Source organism: Francisella sp. AG1, from assembly GCF_057683165.1.
The window spans coordinates 49,561-68,343 of the sequence record NZ_CM173135.1 but is presented as its reverse complement, the minus strand read 5'-3'; the positions used below and the strand labels follow the sequence as shown (position 1 = coordinate 68,343).

Below are 18,783 nucleotides of genomic sequence, written 5' to 3'. Positions count from 1 at the left end.
TATGAACCTATTTATGATAATAACTTTAATTCTTATTTCTTTATTAATCTTAGCTATTGCTATATCACTAATTTTTAATATCAAGAATTCTAGAAAACTCTTACCCAAATTTAGATTAAGAAATTCAATTAGACTGAATCGATCTTTGAGGCATTTACTAGCTAAAGCTGATAGAAAAACTAGAAGAAGCTTCAAAACGAGTGCTAATTTTTTCGTTCATGTCAATACCTCTAATGCGAAGCTTATTGAAAAAGAAACAAGTAAGACTCTAGGTATCGAACTATATAAAAGCGAAAGTCTTAATTATAACCAATACTTATCAGACAAATCATATGTCCTAGAGCTCCATAAACTTAATGATGACCATATATATAAGGAAATAGGAAAGTTTTGCAATAAAGTAAGCTCAATAACTGGAGAAATTCCAACTCTTGTATATTCATTCGAGTATCAGAAAATCAAAAATGAGTCACTTATTTTAGAAGAAATAAAAAGCCTTAGGTCCATAATAATACAACTAACAAAAACTTATAAAAAGATCCCAAATTTAGTTTTATCTATTGCAGATATTGAAAAACACCCAGGATATAAGACATTCATTGAATGCGTCTCCACATACAATATACCTCTGATATCACCACCTTTAAATCCAAATAATTTAAATGTAGAAATAAATAATCAACTCAAAAAATTAAATTTATTAGCAAATAATCTTTTATTTAAAAAACACCCTGAAGAATTTCTACGCTTTGCATACTTTATTAATGATATTTTTGATCATTTTAAATATTTATTAAATAAACAGAGTTATTTAGATAGTAATAAATCTATCCAAAATATATCTTTATACCTTAATAATACCAAATCAAATATTAATCAAAGTTTATTCCAAAGCACCTTCAAGGCCCCTCAGTATAGAACAACTATATTTAAAAAAGCTTTATGGACTGGGATAGGTGTTGCTCTAGCTATCATAGGAGTTATATTCACTATAAATATTCTTACTTACAAAACATTAATCAAGGAGTATAGGCAAGAACTCTTTGCTATTCCTGATGATAAGTCAAAAAGCTCTCAACAAACCATAAAACTAAGTAATTACTATAAGGATGATGTCAATACTAGACTAATAGGTAATACTCTTTATCCAAATATTATGATAAGGCATGGCATTGAAGTAGATGAAGGGTTAAAAATCCAACAACAAATTTTAGGTATACTAGAAGCAAGTAAACCATCAGAAGATAGTACTTACAATACTTTTCTTTTCCTAACACTTATAGCCTCTCAAAATAATGATTTACAGAAATTAATAAAATCAAATATACATGTGTGGAGTATGGCTACAAAGCTTCCTGAAGAGACCATTTCTACTTATATAAATGCTTCTGTTCCAAATATTAATGCTAATATTAGCAATATTAATACTAATGAATTATCATATAAAAACATAGTTATTAGATCTAATACCTACAATCTAATTAAAGATTATATAACTGAAAATAGTAATATAAATCTAAAAACACTACATGTATTCCTTAACAAGATAGATTTACCTATGACCAAACAACAAATCATTAGTAAATTTATGAAAAAAATATTCCCTCAAATTAAAGATTCCCTGTCTGAGTATAATAAAAAATTTTTAGAAAAACTCTATGGAGAAATAGAAAACACTCCCAAATCATTAGATGAAATTAAACAAATTGAAAAATCAATTCCTGCAGAGAAAGAAACAAAAGTAAACAATCTACAAGCAGCTCTTGACCTGCTTACAGACCTCAACAATAAACTTGATAAAAAATTAGATGATGATACTAATATAAATCCAATATGGTATAAAGCTATATTTCAGGCAACCTACAATGATGTTATGAATAATTTATCTTTATCAAAAGCTAAGTTAGTAGATAGTAATACTATCAAACAAGCCATTGTCAATGTAGGTGATAATGGTGGTTATTATGGCAACATTTCTATTGTGTATACAAAAACTGGACTTAAAGAAGTAATTCTACCTGAAATAGCTTCTTATAAGTCAATTTCTAAACTTTTAGAAAGCCATAACATGAGTACCTCAGCTATTAAAAAATACTATGATAATGCTATACAAACTTATATCAATAATTATAAAGAATCATATATAGAACTCATTGCTTCCTATAAAAACAGCATAAATACTAATGATCTAATTTCTTCATTATTTCTTATATCATCAACAAGCTCCCAGTTTAACAACATGCTAAAAACTTTAGCCGATAACACTGTTTTTGATAAAAATCATCTCAAAGAAATTCCTCAGCTTAGTTTGATAGGATCGTTTTTTCAAAACGTTGACCGAATGATTTCTAACCCTAATGATATGGATAAATATAATCAAATAATAAGAGAAATAGCTAATGAAATCAATGATGCTGATAATAAGAGAGAAGTTATAAACAAGATAACTCTTAACTTATATACAAGATCAAAAGACTCATACTACTATAAAATTAATTCTCTAATTAAGAAAAATCATATTAATAAAGAGAATTCTGTTATTTTTATGGCACCATTACAAAGTATTATGGAGTTTGGCAAACCTTATCTTATAAAACACAAATATAAAATTTGGGATAAGGATATAGTTTCTCTAATAGAGAAAAACCAAGCCTACTTCCCTTTCTCAGATAAATCCGATAAAAAAATAACACCAAAAGAGTTAACAAAAATATTTGCTCCTTCAGGTAAATTTTGGACAATTGTCAAAAAAGATATGTATGGAATATTTGAATATAAAAATGGTAAATGGCAAAGTAAAATTCCAAATCTTTTTGGTCAAAACACAATACAGATGCTCGATACTCTAAATAATGTTCAAAAACTCACAGATACATTGTGGGATAAATCTGGTAAACCTAAACCTCTTGATATTACCCTAAAAGTAATGCCTACACCAAATAACCTTCTACAAAACAATACTTTTGTAAAAATGACTTTACTTAGTATAGGCTCTCAAAAGGCTGTAGGCATTAGCACTGAACAAAAACCTATCATCCTAAACTATAACTGGTTTGAACAACAGCCTAGTTCAATTGGCTATATTGATAGCAATGAGAAAATTAACTCTATTGAAACACACTCTAGTTATTGGTCATTTATAACTCTTCTTAATGAAGCAGAAAAAAATGGTGATACCTATACTTGGAATCAAAATAACATAGCTATTAAGTTTAAAATTAATTTTGACAATGTGTTTAAAAACCTTAATAATTAATCTATGGAGAACTATAAATGAAGAAGCTTATCTTAAGTATATCCGCATTAGCTCTACTTTCTAGCTGTACAACATCAATACCAAAAGACCAATTTAATGTAAATATAAAATCATCGCCTCTAGCTAACAGTGGTAATAATTATCTTGTGGTTTATGAGCAACCTAGCTCTATGGATAAAATGGCTAAAGCAACATATGACTCACTTAGCAAGCAAATATTAGATAGTGATCATCAAACTGAACTTGTTCACCCACAAGATGAAAAAGATGAATTAACTTTTAAAGCTAAAGATGAACCAGCAGCTATATATTTTGTCATGAATATGGGTAAAAACTATAACACTTGGAGATACTATATTCCTAATCCTGGCGGTAATTCTTGGGACTGTTCAGTAGATGATAAAGGATATACCAGCTGTAAAAAAGACGAGGGGTAATTTATGTCTAAATCTATAAAAGAAAGTATTCTTTCAAAAATAAATAGTAAAGAATCATCTATTAAAGACAATATCCCAACTAATACTGATCAATTTAGTTCTATGGCCAAAGACAATATACCAGGAGCTAATAACATACCTACTAGTACCGATCAACTTAGCTCTATGGCTCATAACAATGTAAACCAGATCAAAGATCAAGCTAGCCAAGCTGCTAACCAAGTTAAAGATCAAGCTAGTCAAGCTGCTAACCAAGCTAAAGATCAAGCTAGTCAAGCTGCTAACCAAGCTAAAGATCAAGCTAGTCAAGCTGCTAACCAAGCTAAAGATCAAGCTAGTCAAGCTGCTAACCAAGCTAAAGATCAAGCTAGTCAAGCTGCTAACCAAGTTAAAGATCAAGCTAGTCAAGCTGCTAACCAAGCTAAAGATCAAGCTAGTCAAGCTGCTAACCAAGCTAAAGATCAAGCTAGTCAAGCTGCTAACCAAGCTAAAGATCAAGCTAGTCAAGCTGCTAACCAAGTTAAAGATCAAGCTAGTCAAATTCAGAATAAAACACCTCTGACTAGTTCATCTCCTGGTACGTCTAGTCACTCTAATAGTGAAAGCAGCCATGAAGAAAGCGAACCAACTTCTGCAGGTGAAAAAGTAACCGAAGAAACAACTAAGAGTAAACCAGATTCTGAGGCTTCAACGACAACTGATTCTGAAAGTTCAAATAATAATGCTTTTGAAATAACTTCTGAATATATGAGTTTAGATGCAAATAAAAAAGCTGTTTTAACATTAAACCAAAAAGAAGAGTCAGCAAATATTACCGCTAAAGAGACTACTATCGAATGTAAAGATAAAATTACTCTTAAATGCGGCAGCAGCAGTATAGAGATTAGCTCTAGTTCAGTAACTATAAAAGCAAACTCAATCACCCTAAAAAGCGGGGCAAGCTCAGTAGAGCTATCTTCTAGTAGTATTGATGTAAAAAGTATGACTATAAATCTTGGATAAGTATATTTTTTTTAACAATAAGTTGAATTTATAATATTAAGAGGGAAACCAATGAATGATTTTGAAATTATTGATAAATCAATAAGCATTTTATATATGCAAGATGATTTATTAGCAATGCTATCTTTGATAAAGACTGTTGATAATGGTGAATCAAAGTATGGAGCCATAGAAACTAATTTAAATAAATTCATTACGGCTCTTAAAAATCTTGAGCCGATAAATCTTGGAGAAGGAGCATCAAGCATTACCTTAGAGCAACTCCTCACAAACCTTGAAGAACCTCGCAATAAACTTAAAGCCTTAACACTACTCCAAAAGCACCATCAAGAAATAGTAACAAAAATTAATCTACAAGCAGCAATGAAGAAAAAAAATGCAACTATTAATGGTTTGGGAATTATTATGTATGGCTACTCACTTATTAATAGTATTTATTCTGCACGTACACTAGCTCCTCTTCTAACCGCTGTACACACATTAGCTAAGGAAAATGATTACAATCATGCTTTAGAATGCTTTAAAAATAGTGAGAATGCGCCATATTACCTATACAACCTACTTATGCCAGTAGAGGTTGTCACAAATGATAATGAAGCTAAAGATAAATTTCTTGAAAATATAGATAAGCATTATCAAAATTCTGGCATGCATAAAAAAATTAATCCAAGCTTAAAAAAACGAAAGTTTGAGGATGGTTACTATTATGAAATGCTTTATTGGGTATTCAGCTATTTTTCTGAATTTGAAAACTATAAAACAGCCTATAATAAAATAGCTTCCCAAACAAAAGAGTCAGAAAAATATTATATTATAAGTAAAGATTTATATAAAGATTTTCCAAAACCTATTCAAGGAGATATAGATGAAAGGCTTAGATCTGTTTTAGTAAGTGCTGAAAGCACACAACAAAAAGCAAATAAATATTTCAAAGGGCTTGAAGAGATTAAAATTCATGCTGATGCTCTAAGAGACCATAAGCGACAAAAAGTAGATCTAGGTTTAAAACAAGCTATTTTAATGTCAAAATTAAATCTAGCTGTTGCTATGCTTCATGAGCTTGGAATCCGGCTTTCTAATTTAGATATCGAAATTAAAAAAGATCTATCTTTACCTCAAGAAACAGTAATTAACACTCAGAAATTACCAAGATTTATAGAGTGGCGTGAGTCACTTGATAAATTCATATCTCAATTAGACAATAAAAGAGACACTTTTGCCTGCTTAGTTTACCATCGACTAATGTCTGCGATATTAACAAAATATGATAGCTTATCTAAAATATATGATGAAATATATAGAGATACTGCATATGACGATAAAAATATCCGTGGTATAGTTCAAGAGAAAGCTAGGATGATAGCAAGTATCCAAATGAATCCGCTTAAACTTCTAAAAGATGTCTGTGCCAAAAATAGTATTGAAAAAGAAGACCAAGGAACAATCACACGCCTATTTATTGATACTCATAGTCAAATTATTCCAATTACAGAAAACTGTCTAGAAGAGTTTTCTTATGCAACTCAATTCAATCCAAAAAAACAATATGAAATTGCAAAAAAAGAAACCCATCGTCACCCACTTTACCCACTAATGACTATTTATAGTGAATGGTATAAACTACGATCTTTTATTTTATTTTTTGAAAACTTTGGCAATAATAATAGTAGTTATTTGAGAGGGTTTGAAAAAACTCGAGGCGTTGCATTTGAATGTTTATATAAGGACTTAGTTTATCTAAGTTATGCTTTTGGAGCTATTTATAATGAACTAGATCAGTCTGCTCAGGGAATGGTATTAAAATATATGGCAATTTTCTCAATTGCTCCGAACAATCGAAACTATCACCTTGCCTTTAAAAAATTTGCTATTCTTGAAAGCTGTATTTTCTCACATGAAATATTTAATGACTGTCCATTCCAAGATATGTTAAATCACTATATTGAAAAAGAAAACCTAAGTGTTAGTAATCAATTTAAAGATTTTATAAATAACCATAAGAAAACTAGAATAGGATTTAGTATAAAAGAAATAAATCAAAGAACTCGAACTTTAAGCTACCAAGCTAATGGTCATTATCAATTTGATATAATTATTACAAACGATGAATATCTAGAAACACAAAATGAAATTAATCAGTTGGCTGAACTAGGTGGAAGACCAGCCCTTACAGCAATTGCTATGATAGTTTTTATAAAAAACTATAACGATAATTTCTTAATACAATCTCTCTCTAGTATAGATACTTTTTGGGGATTCTATACTGAAGATATCTTTGCAGCTTGGCGTAGAGCGGGTATAAAAAATCAAGGACAAACACTTAGATTTGTAAATCTCGAGAATGATCGCACTAGCCTACAAAATTTAAAACTTGATTTAGAAAGTTACTCAACTTCTAAAAATGAAAAAATACGTGCAAATCAGTTTGTAAAACAACAGTGTCAAAATCTAATCCGCTGTTTTACTGATGAAGGAATAAGGCTTGATCTTGATCAGCTTAAACGTACTCTAGATACAATTGAAAAAATGCTAAAAACCAAGGTCATAACTAAAGCAATAGGTAAATCAAAATGTAAGCAAAACCTCACCCAAGCAAAACTTGTTTTTAATAATATATATCAAAAACTTATATATTTAGATATATGTTGCTTCTCACAATATTCTATTACCGGTTTAAAACCTTTTAAAGCTAATAGAAGTTTTATTGATATGATGGCTCACTATTTGACTAAAACCTTTGTACGTAATAAAGAAGTTGAAGTCACTCGCCATATGGATTTAGGAATGATTGAAGGAATCGAAAACCCAAGCCTAGAAGTTATTCCTTTTAAAGCTGAAAATCAGATTAGCTTTAAGCCAAGTTATGAAAATGATTGTGAGATATTAGGAATTATTAAAGATAGTGAAACTGGTAAAGAAATAGTCCCTCGAGATACTTCTAACAAATTTTATGTTTTCCTAAAAATGATGACTAAAATGTGTGAATATTATATGGATAGTATTATTAGCATATTTGGTGATTCTTATGATAAAAAAGATTATACGCGTTTTGATAAATTCCTTGATAAACTTCTAGAAGACTTCCAAATGGCTATTAATACTGATTTCAAGCAAAACTATCTAGATAAAACAATTGATAAGTTTAAACTTAATAGCACAGTAGTTAACCTATATGTCATATTTACGCTAAACACTGAAGACAATACTTTCAAAGAAAATAATAATTTTGATCTTGTATCTTTAAATAAGTTTATTGAAGAAAGCATTTCCCATCTAGATATTAGGTCTTTTGATAAGGTTAAATTTTTTGATAGCTCCTATAGAGAATTTAGTTTAATCGAAAAATTCAGAAAAACTTATGATGAACTTGAATCAACTTATTCTTTTATGAATGATAACAAAGATTTCATTATTCTATCTAATTCAGATTTATTTGACATCTACAACATAAAAGATAGTTCTGAACTAAATGTCCGTTTTAAATCTAATGATCCACAAACCAAAACTTTAAAAGCTATATTTGATGATGAAAGAACTAAATCTTTTAAACTTGATGATCTAAAAAATGCTGTTGATTCTTATGAATTATATTTAACAAAGCATGTTATTTTTCCTGAATACAATGAAAATACTGTTTTAGCTTGTGGTTTATTGTGTTATGAATATAATCAAATAATCACTATTATATATCAAGATTTCCTTGAAAGGTCTAATGAGTATCAAGGGCGTTATGACTTTAAATGGTGGCATGCTGCTTCATTAGGCTTAGGAGCAGCTATTGATTATTTTTATACAACAAGCAATCTTGCTAAAGGTATTAAAGAAATCCAAACTACGCTTGATAATCAACAAGATGGTGATACTAATCAACAAATTGAGAAAATTATAGCAATTGCTAACTCTAGGCTACAAAAGAACAGTAAGCGTAAAGACAATGTGCGCTTACTGTATGACTTTTTAAGCAAGGATTTATCAGAATATATTGAGAAAAAAAGACAATTATCTAGTAATAATATTAGGACAGATTTTAAATTTAAGCATGTATCTGAAGCTGATGATAGCAATTTTGAACAATATAGTAACTACTTAAACAAACCAAAATCTGCCAGTAAAGAAAAAATTATTAATCCAGTTAATCATAATGCTATAGAGATTGATATAAATGACCCTCAGGTTGTGGCTGTTAGTCAAAATTTAACTTCTCTACATTTATTTTCTGATGACCTATATGCTAGCTCAGCTCTTGAGATTGTTTGTGATATTACCAGTCATCGTATTAATCGTGCATCTTTAATTTCAAATGGTTTCATTGATGTTTGTATTGGTAAGAGACATCAGCAACAAGTAATTATCAATCTTGACGAGGTTGATAGATTCTTAATTAAGCCTTGTCGTACGGTACTTAGCAATGAAATAGAGCAAGAGGATATTTTAACTCCTATAAATCAGTTAATCACAAATTCTATAAATAGTATAATCTTCTTGCCAATTAACCATGGTAACTGGCACTTTACTCTTCTAATAATAAATACTGCAAACAATCAAATTTTTTTCTTTGACTCATTTGGAGATGGTAGAATAGAGTGGGTACGAGCGTATATTATCTCTAAGCTAAGAATACTTAGAGGCTACACCATAGATAATCTTACAGAAAACTTTCAATACAATAATGACTGTGGCTTTCTCGTGCTTAACCTTATAGATCAGATATATCAACGTAATAATAGAAATATGGATATGAGAGAATTATATAGTGCAATTATAGAAGAATATAATGGTGGTGAACAAAGTGGTTTCTTAAGACAATATTTTTGTAATTATGCTGGTGAACCATTCTCTACTAATAATTGGATATTTCATTATGAAGATAAAAAAGCTATATAGACAATATTTCTTTATCTAAAATATTTAACTAAAAAAGTTCAGACTATTTTTTTACAATAATACTATGTATCTCTTTAATTAATTTTTTTCCTCTGAGAGGATTAAACATGATGGAACTTAATGATAAGTGATCTGCTCCAGCATTTAGGTATTTTTGCGCATCTTTTATAGTATAAATTCCTCCACCACCAATTATAGTGATACTATCGCCAAACTCTGCTCGCGCCTTTTTAATGGCTGGTAAAGTATATTGGTGCAATGGGTAGCCAGAAATACCACCTCTATCAGTTGGTATGGTATTACACAGATGAAATGTTGTTATGCCTACAGCAAGATATTCTTTTATTTTAAGGTTATGATCTATAGTCGGTGGCATCTTAATGCTAATATTTCTACCTTTAAACAAAGTTGCTAATTCTGCTGGAAAATCCACAATACTTGCATTAGGGCAACCGATATTAATTTCAATATTTTTATGTTTTACAAACTTTGGTAAATTTAAAGTTTCTGCAAAGTGATACCAATCTGATATTTCTAAAGCCGCTAAAGAGATTATATCTTGCACTCTTTTTGGTGGACTTGTATTTACTAATCCAGGGTTACGTAAACCAATTTTATTACGCCAAGCATTTTTTTCTACTTTACGAATAGTTTTAATTGCTTGTTTAATAAGGCCTAAACGCCTCTTCACAGTGAAAGAACCATAAACATTAGATGTCTCTTTGAATTTGAAATATTTACCAAAAGGTGGAGATATTATTATTTCTTTAAGGTGCTTATTTCTCATATAGTCTTAATATTTAAATTCCTTTAATTTATCAACCACATTATCTGCCCGAAGAAGTGGTCTTCCAACAATAATATAATCAACTCCAAGTTTTTTTGCTTTTTTAGGGGTTAAAGCATTGAAATGATCATCTGTTAAATCGCTTTCAAGCCTTACCCCTGGGACATAGAGTTTGATTTTATCCCCAAACTTACATTTCACATCCTCAACTAAATGTGGATGACATATAAAGTTTTCCACACCTAAATCCACACATCTAGCAAACTTTTCTAAACTTTCGTTTTTATTAAAGTTAGAATCACTACTAAGAGTAATCACAGCTAAAGGTGTTGCGTGAGTTTCCGCACTTAGTGTTGCCTTAATCATTTCATCACTGGCTGTGCCATGAAATGTAAAATATTTAAGGTTTGGTATGGATTTTGAATAATTTTCGATAGCTGTTTTTACTGTATTTGGAATATCATGAAATTTAAAATCTAAAAAAATATCTTTATCTCCCACAAGGCTATGAATTTCTTTAAATGATAGCGTTGAACATAATATATGGCCAATTTTAACACAGTCAACATACTCTGAAATAACAGCTGTTTTTTCTAAAGCTAGTTTAGAAACACCATCTGCTGAGAACATTATTTTCATTAAGTTTCTCAAAATATTTAATCGATATTGAAATTATATATTAGTGCAATTAAGAATTATAGTAAACATAATTTTATCCAGCTCCTATTTCTTATTTATTAATATTATTTATATTAAATTTAGATAAAAGCTTTTTTATCATTAAAATGTATAATATTATTTAAACTATAGGTTTTGTTAAATTTAAATTTGGTAAGAGTATGATTAAATTAATATCTATTGATGCTGTAAGGAACGCTTTTTTAAAAGGTATAGATTCATTTATTGAACTCTACCAAATCCAAGACAATAAAAACTATATTAGTTCCACACTTGGAAATGCTATGATGAATCTTCGAGGTCAAGGAGTTCATACAAACGAAATAACTACAATTGAAATTGAAAAAGCTAATAGGATAAAAGCTGTTCTAAATAGAGATAGTAATGAGGATCTTAAAAAACTTTTCAAAGGTTTTGGTAAAAGGTTAAATCAAATTAGAATAGAAAAATGTGATAGATGTTTTATAACTACTCACTATTCATTTATTGCATTATCTGTTTTCCACTATGCCTGTATAGCAGAATCTCATTCTGTTTATTCAAAAAACATTTTTTACTTTAACATGGAAAAACTTCTTCAATACTATTTAACACCAAACACTAGACATAAAGAAGTGATTCTAAAGCTTTTCAAGACTATTGGTGATGCTTTAGAAAATTTAGATCGAGACTTATTACACGATGAAAACACTTTAGATCAAATGTCGTTAAGCCAAGTTTCTGAAACCGAAAAGCTCTGGGCATTTATATGTCACCCAGGTTCATCTATGAATGCAATAGCTAAAAATTTCCTAGATGATGGAGTTTTCTCAAAATACTCTACGCTAGGTACAAAAATAGTAGCAACAAAGGACCTTACTAACACCAGTAGTGAACGTGTTAAAGCATTAAGTAAAATAAGCCAACAAAAGATAGCAGAGGCCTTTAAAAATTCACAAAATATTCTTTTAATTATAAAAAACATCAGTGATGGATTACTTGCTTATATATTAAAGTTCGATCAAAACACATCTAACCCTGGCGATGGTAAAGCAGTAGCAAACTATATGGACGGGCAAGCTAGAGGATTTGTTTTTGAGGCGGCTAATCCACATATTAACCTTACCAAACATATAACAGATATAATGGGAGGAGCTATTACAGAAGCAACCGATGCTACGATTAAAACATTGCAAAACCTTTTTCCCCCTGCAGCAATTGCTGGCCTAGTTACTAGTATTGTAACAACTCTTGTTCAAATTAGTACAAAATCAAAAGGCTATGGTATTATACACAGGCACGGTGTAACTGGACAGGTAAGAGCCCTTTTATTAAAGAACTACCTTCAAATGTTTTCTGTATTTATACAAAACCAGTACTCTAATATATTTTTAGGAAAAAAAGATAATGACCAAATTATTAAACAATGTGAACATACAATAGAAATAGTAGAAATCTTCCGTGAAAGTTATAAAAGCAGTGTCGAAGTCCTTCCTAATAAAAATCAACTCGGTAGCTTATATTATTATCTTTCAATGTATGCTGACCCTACAGATGATGCTAATTTAGCACCTAACCAAGAGAAGATAAAAGAATGGAATAAATCAAGAGTTGGTAATGTATATAGTGACGACTAAAACTGCACAAAATACTACCAAATAAATTACTTATTTATTTCTAAGCTGATGCAAGCTTTGAGCAATTAGATCTAAATAATTAGGATTCTGAGGAATTCCTTTAATTTGTTGCTCTTTAACAAGCTCTTCAAGCTTTGTAACTAACCTATCATCTCTTTGCAACTCTTGTAAATTATCGCCGATACTAGTATATAGTTGTTCATCAATATTTTTTATTTTTACTCGATAACTTGCTAAACAATCTATTGTTTGTGAATTTATTTGCTCTTTTGATCCCAATTGCCAATAGTAAGCTTCAATTTGCTTAGATAAATCCATTTGAAGTTGAATAAAAATCAAAAAAGTCTTTTCATCAAAGTGATTAGCTTTTGCGATGTTTTCAGCAGTTTGCAAAACTTTTCTTTCTTGAGCTGAATCATATATAGAGCTATCGGTTTGTAATTTGCAAACACCTATACCTTGCATTAGCTCTGCTCTTTGTACTATCAGTTTAAGTGGCTTATCCACACTTGCATAAGAAGCCCCGAACAATACAATTAGTGGCATTAGTATCTTTAGTAATTTAGACATAAATAAAAACTAGATAAATTATAGTGCTACTGATTATAACAAAAAAACAAATTATCTAAAATTTTAGCTGTTCTATTTTAGAATACTTTATACTAGCTATATAGCTATATTTTTATAAAAAAAATAAGGAAGCTTAAATATGTTAAAAACATCACTTTCAATAACTTCGGTCCTAATGTTATCAGCTTGTAGTATTTTTGGTATAAACGATACTCCACAAGCTAAGTATATAAATATCGAAAAAAATAATAATTTCTCTATCAGAATGTATGACCCCCTGATAGAGGCTCAAATAACTGTCAAGGATTCAAATTATAAATCTGCTGTAAATGAAGGCTTTAGGTATCTATTTAAATATATTTCAGGTGCCAATATTGCTAAACAAAAAATAGAAATTACGACTCCTATTAAGATAGAACAACGCTCTGAGAAAATTCAGATGACTACTCCAGTAATGATAAAGGAAAATAATAAATTTTGGACTATAGCTTTTGTTTTACCTGCAAAATATACACTACAAAACGCACCTGAACCAACTAACCATATGATCAAATTAATCGAAAGAACCAAAATGAAAATAGCGGTTGTAACATTTAGTGGCTCTCTCAATAAAAGTTCTATTGAATTGAATACTCAAAAACTCAAAGCCTGGATAAAAGCGAATAATTATCAGATCATTAGTCAGCCAGAAGCCGCTGGGTACAACCCACCATGGACAATACCTTCTTTGCGTACTAATGAGATTTTAATAGCTGTAAAATAAATTCATAGAAAAATTTATAATTTATAAATTACCTAATTTGTTAAATATTCTCCACAAAAGATAAACTCAAAACTTATGATCAAATTCTAAACATTGGCCTCTTTGATCACTAATAACTTTGCCATTATGATATTTTACTACACCATTAATAATTGTACTTTGTACTTTTGATTTAAAAGTCCTACCAGCAAATGGAGTCCAACCACATTTATAATGACTATGCTCATCAGTACGAGTATGCGGATTGTTTAGGTCAACCAATACAAGATCTGCATGATAACCGACACGAATAAATCCCCTATCTTTAACCTTATAAACTATCGCTGGAGCATGAGCTGTTTTTTGAACAACTTGTTCAAGGCTAAAAAAGCCATTATGATAATGCTCAAGTATAGATACTAGAGCTTCTTCTACTAATGGCAAGCCAGCTGGAGCTTTAAAATATGTACCTTGTTTTTCTTCCCAAGTATGTGGTGCATGATCTGTAGCTATTACATCTATAGTATTGTCTGCTACTGCTTTTAATAACGCAAGACGATCACTTTCTTCTTTAATAGCGGGGTTACACTTTATCAGAGCACCTTTTTCTGCATAGTCTTTACGTGAAAAAAACAAATGGTGTGCACATACCTCTGCTGTAATATGTTTCTCTTGCAAAGGAATCGTATTATCGAAATGTACCATTTCTTCAGCTGTAGTTAGATGTAACACATGCAAACGCGAATTATATTTTTTGGCCAATTTAACTGCGAGATCTGATGATTTAAAACAAGCTTCACGTGAGCGAATCTCTGAATGCAAATCAAATGGTACATCTTCACCATATTTCTCGCGAGCTTTGTTCTCGAGCTCTGTAATCATTGGCGTATCTTCACAATGTGTCACGATAAGGAGTGGACTATCTCTAAAGAAGCCTTCTAAAGTCTCAGGGTTATTTACCAGCATATTACCAGTTGAAGCTCCCATAAAGATTTTAATAGCGCAAGCATCATTAGGTTTTAAGCGTCTTAGCTCTTCAACATTATCATTAGTAGCACCTAAATAAAAAGCATAGTTTGCGTGAGATCTAGCAGCTGCACGTTCTTTTTTTTCAGCTAAACGCTCAACAACTGTAGTTGCTGGATTCACGTTTGGCATCTCCATATATGAGGTAATACCGCCCATAACAGCAGCTTTTGATTCTGTCTCAATCTCGCCTTTGTGCATGAGTCCAGGCTCTCTAAAGTGCACCTGGTCATCAATCATGCCTGGCAGTAAGTGAAGCCCTGTAGCATCTATAACTTTATCTGCTAATTTATCTATATTTGTAGCAACTTCAGTAATCTTGCCATTCACAACTAAAACATCAGATTTAAATGTTTTGCCTTCGTTAACAACAGTTGCATTTTTAATAAGTAATGTTTGATCTTGCATTTCTTTCTCCTTTATAATCTACCGAAATTATAAAGAACCATTGTATAAATCGCCATATTTAAAAGTAATATTTATCTAATCACTCATGTTAATATGTCTAATAAGTTAATAATTATCAATTAAAGATAATATGAGCAAAGTCGAAATAAACCATAATCAATACTGGCTAAATAGATGGCAAAACAATGATGTCGATTTTTGTCAAGAATCACCAAATGAGTTTCTAGTTAAGCACTTTTCTAAATTAAATATAAATAGCTCTTCAGTATGTCTAGTACCAATGTGTGGAAGCAGTATAGATATGCTGTATTTCTTATCTAAAGGAGTTAAAGTAATTGGTATCGAGTTATCAGAAAAAGCTATTTTATTATTTTTTAGTCAAAATAATATCAAATATGAAGTTGCACAAAAGAGAGGTTACAAATGTTATAAAAGTGATGATATTGTAATATATGTATCTGATATTTTTAACTTACCAAAAATAGCTAATAACTTACCAGCTTTTGATATTTGGTACGATAGAGGTGCTTATATTGCTTTACCAGAAGATATAAGAGCTAAATATGCAAAAATGATGCTAGAAGTATGCTCTGGTTCAACTCAAATACTCCTATTAGTAATGGAACATGATAATAAATCTAAAACCCCTCCTTATAGTGTTACTCAAGCTGAGCTAATAAGCAATTTCTCTCCAAGTATTGATTTTAAATTAATTGATCGTGAACAGCGAGAATCTATTCCTGATTATAGAAAGGCTGAAGGAATGACTGAGCAATATTACATAACCTACCTAAGCAAGTAATTAAAGCTTATTTTTAAAATCTAGCATTGATGTTTTGCATATACTTATTCAAAGCATCTAGCGTACAGCTATCATTATTATCCATAATTGGTAATTTAACATACCTCCCATCATATCTAAGCTTAACCTTGTAAGTATGTCCATCTTTAAAGAGCTCAAATTGCATATTACTTGCATAGCCTGGTGCTTTTTCTAATGGTACACCCAAAGTTCCCATAACTTCAAGCAAAGTAAGGTCATGACCTGAATAATAAGTCATTTTATATTTTGATTTTCCAACAGCTACATCATTAAGGTTTTTAATGATTCGATTAGTTAACTGTCCCCCTAAAATATATGCTACTTTTTGTGACTTAAACTGCTGTACTAAACCCCAACTAGTTAAATCAATCATTGTTTTAGCATCTTCTTGAGTCAACCCTTTTGGTAAAGGCTTTCCATGAGCTTTAGCAACAATTAAAACATCACCAACTGTTAGAATATCATTAAGGCCTGTTATTTTATTTCCTAAAATCTTCTGCCAGCTATCAAAGTTTGATTGCTCTACTTGAGTTTTATTAAGCCACACTGGTGAATTATAAATATATTTTTTCAAAACATCTAAGTACTGCTGATAAGGAAATTGTATAAGCTTAGAGTCTGCTGATAAAGTCATTATAGGTATAGGCTGAAACCCTCCTTTAATAGCTACACTTCCATTTTTTAATATAGGCCCCGTCCCAGCTGGATAAAGTCCCATAAGCAAGCTCTGAGCACTTTCTACCGTTCTATTCGTATGACTAGACAATACAAAAATGCTCTGATTCTGGTATTTTTTTGGTAAAAGCTTAAACTGCTCGACATATCTTTGCCTAAGCATTTTACCCAAGTTATATTCTTGGTTCATTCCTATAGGAGTAAGCTCAGATAGAGAAGTCCCCCATTTATAATTAGCATTTTTTATATTTGCAAATGGAGCTCTATCCCCATGACGCGTTATCATTGATACAAATACTAGTTTTCCTTGAGAGTAACCAAAAGGTATTAAAAACATCAACAAAGTTAAAGAGATAGTAATTTTTTTCATCATAATATTTTTAGTAAAACTTTTAATTTCAATAATATTATCATTTTTAAAATTGAAAGCTTAGAAACTTAGTTGTAAAAAGAAATTTTTTTACAAAAAAAATAAGCTAATGAACTATTAAAAATATTAAGCTGTAAAAGATAAATTTTATTATAAAATTTGCATTAAATCTAGGCTAAAATATAATTTATGTAAATCTTAAAAAATCCCCTTTACAGATAGTTATCAAAAGCCTACAATACTTTCAATTTGTCTATTAACTTTATAAAAAGGTAAATGATAAAAATATCTTTCAGACACATTTTTTCTTTAATTCTCACTCAGCAAAGTAAGGTTATTTTATGATATTAGCAAATGATATGACTAATGCAATTTTGGTTTTCCCAGATGGAACATATTATCTTGGAAGATCTGTCGGGGTTCGTGGTTGGACAGATGGTGAAATCTGTTTTAATACTTCTATGACAGGCTACCAGGAGACATTAACTGATCCTTCTTATGCTGGTCAAATTATCACATTTACATTCCCTCATATTGGTAATGTTGGTATAAATAATGAAGATAATGAGTCTTTAGGTGTATTTGCCAAAGGCTTAATTGTTAGAGAAAACCTAACTAATCCATCAAATTTTAGAGCTAAAAAGCATATTGATACATGGCTTAAAAATAGAAATATCGTTGGTATATGCGGTGTTGATACACGAGCAATTGTACGTAAAGTACGTAAAGAAGGCGCTGTAAGGGTTGCAATACTATCTGTAAAACCTGGCGAATTCTTAGATGCAAACTATGTAAGATCTAGAATTAAAAATAAATCAAACTTAAGTGGTAGAGATTTAGCAATAAGTGTCACAACAAATAGAGAATACAATTGGAACGAACATACTTTTTCTTTGGGACAACAGATATATAGACAACAAGGCGACTATAACTACAACGTTGTAGTTATAGACTATGGAGTCAAATATAACATTTTAAGAAATCTAGTTGATGCTGGATTTAAAGTAACTGTAGTCCCAGCTGACAGTACCTATGATGATATTATGAAACATAATCCAGATGGAGTATTTTTATCAAATGGTCCTGGAGACCCTTTTGCAACTTCTGACTACACTATGCCTGTCATCAAGGAATTACTTGAAAATAAAATACCAATATTTGGTATATGTTTAGGTAATCAACTACTAGCTCTAGCAGCCGGGCTAAAAACAAAAAAAATGCATAAGGGTCATAGAGGTGTAAACCAACCAGTTTTAGATGGAAACACTAAAAAAGTACTTATAACAAGTCAAAACCATGGTTTTGTAGTATGTGATGACGAGGTCCCTGAGAATATTCAAATTCATATGAGCTCATTATTTGATGGTACTGTTGAGGGTCTTAAATTCAAAGATAGACCTGCTTTTGCTGTGCAGTATCATCCAGAGAGTTCTCCCGGCCCTCATGACTGTAAATATTTATTCAAAGAATTTGCCGATATGATAACAGAAAGTAAAAAAGGAAATTAAT

General features: G+C 30.5%; 13 protein-coding genes. 8 read left to right on the top strand and 5 right to left on the bottom strand.

Annotation, left to right across the window (positions count from 1 at the left end):
• The first annotated feature begins 1 nt into the window (after window position 1).
• From ACR0PV_RS00330 to ACR0PV_RS00315, 4 genes are read left to right on the top strand one after another with little or no spacing between them, the layout of a single operon-like run.
• Window positions 2-3,256 carry a cation-binding protein gene (locus ACR0PV_RS00330; protein WP_488173079.1) on the top strand — a complete coding sequence of 1,085 codons (3,255 nt, stop codon included), beginning with the start codon at window positions 2-4 and terminating at the stop codon, window positions 3,254-3,256.
• A gap of 17 nt (window positions 3,257-3,273) precedes the next feature.
• On the top strand, window positions 3,274-3,693 hold the full coding sequence (gene iglE, locus ACR0PV_RS00325) for a type VI secretion system lipoprotein IglE (RefSeq protein WP_488173078.1): 420 nt from the start codon (window positions 3,274-3,276) through the stop codon (window positions 3,691-3,693).
• A gap of 3 nt (window positions 3,694-3,696) precedes the next feature.
• Window positions 3,697-4,695 (top strand): hypothetical protein, encoded by a 999-nt coding sequence (locus tag ACR0PV_RS00320; protein ID WP_488173077.1) that lies wholly within the window; start codon window positions 3,697-3,699, stop codon window positions 4,693-4,695.
• Window positions 4,696-4,746: 51 nt separating this feature from the next.
• Window positions 4,747-9,579 carry a Ulp1 family isopeptidase gene (locus ACR0PV_RS00315; protein WP_488173076.1) on the top strand — a complete coding sequence of 1,611 codons (4,833 nt, stop codon included), beginning with the start codon at window positions 4,747-4,749 and terminating at the stop codon, window positions 9,577-9,579.
• A 43-nt stretch (window positions 9,580-9,622) separates the two neighbouring features.
• On the opposite strand, the gene ACR0PV_RS00310 is transcribed toward ACR0PV_RS00315, so the two are convergent.
• Window positions 9,623-10,366, bottom strand: a complete 744-nt coding sequence (locus ACR0PV_RS00310) for a beta/alpha barrel domain-containing protein (protein ID WP_488173075.1) — start codon at window positions 10,364-10,366, stop codon at window positions 9,623-9,625.
• A gap of 6 nt (window positions 10,367-10,372) precedes the next feature.
• Complete coding sequence (pyrF, locus tag ACR0PV_RS00305; RefSeq protein ID WP_488173074.1) at window positions 10,373-11,005, bottom strand: orotidine-5'-phosphate decarboxylase; 633 nt, start codon at window positions 11,003-11,005, stop codon at window positions 10,373-10,375.
• 200 nt (window positions 11,006-11,205) lie between these two features.
• Between pyrF and ACR0PV_RS00300 the strand changes: the two genes are divergently transcribed.
• Window positions 11,206-12,660: a hypothetical protein gene (locus tag ACR0PV_RS00300; protein WP_488173073.1), complete on the top strand. Its 1,455-nt coding sequence runs from the start codon at window positions 11,206-11,208 to the stop codon at window positions 12,658-12,660.
• 30 nt (window positions 12,661-12,690) lie between these two features.
• Here ACR0PV_RS00300 and ACR0PV_RS00295 read toward each other — a convergent pair whose 3' ends face one another.
• Window positions 12,691-13,230 (bottom strand): chorismate mutase, encoded by a 540-nt coding sequence (locus ACR0PV_RS00295; protein ID WP_488173072.1) that lies wholly within the window; start codon window positions 13,228-13,230, stop codon window positions 12,691-12,693.
• Window positions 13,231-13,369: 139 nt separating this feature from the next.
• On the opposite strand from ACR0PV_RS00295, the gene ACR0PV_RS00290 reads away from it, so the two are divergent.
• Entirely contained in the window at window positions 13,370-13,993 is a 624-nt protein-coding gene (locus ACR0PV_RS00290) for an SOUL family heme-binding protein (protein WP_488173071.1), read from the top strand.
• Window positions 13,994-14,059: 66 nt separating this feature from the next.
• Here the strand turns inward: ACR0PV_RS00290 and ACR0PV_RS00285 are convergent, their stop codons facing one another.
• The gene (locus ACR0PV_RS00285; RefSeq protein ID WP_488173070.1) at window positions 14,060-15,406 is read right to left on the bottom strand and encodes a dihydroorotase; all 1,347 of its coding nucleotides are present in this window, start codon (window positions 15,404-15,406) and stop codon (window positions 14,060-14,062) included.
• A 130-nt stretch (window positions 15,407-15,536) separates the two neighbouring features.
• Here ACR0PV_RS00285 and ACR0PV_RS00280 point away from each other — a divergent pair, with 130 nt between their 5' ends.
• Window positions 15,537-16,208: a thiopurine S-methyltransferase gene (locus ACR0PV_RS00280; protein WP_488173069.1), complete on the top strand. Its 672-nt coding sequence runs from the start codon at window positions 15,537-15,539 to the stop codon at window positions 16,206-16,208.
• 13 nt (window positions 16,209-16,221) lie between these two features.
• Here the strand turns inward: ACR0PV_RS00280 and ACR0PV_RS00275 are convergent, their stop codons facing one another.
• Window positions 16,222-17,274 (bottom strand): histidine phosphatase family protein, encoded by a 1,053-nt coding sequence (locus ACR0PV_RS00275; protein WP_488173922.1) that lies wholly within the window; start codon window positions 17,272-17,274, stop codon window positions 16,222-16,224.
• 341 nt (window positions 17,275-17,615) lie between these two features.
• Here ACR0PV_RS00275 and carA point away from each other — a divergent pair, with 341 nt between their 5' ends.
• Window positions 17,616-18,782, top strand: a complete 1,167-nt coding sequence (gene carA, locus ACR0PV_RS00270; RefSeq protein WP_488173068.1) for a glutamine-hydrolyzing carbamoyl-phosphate synthase small subunit — start codon at window positions 17,616-17,618, stop codon at window positions 18,780-18,782.
• Window position 18,783: the final 1 nt, after the last annotated feature.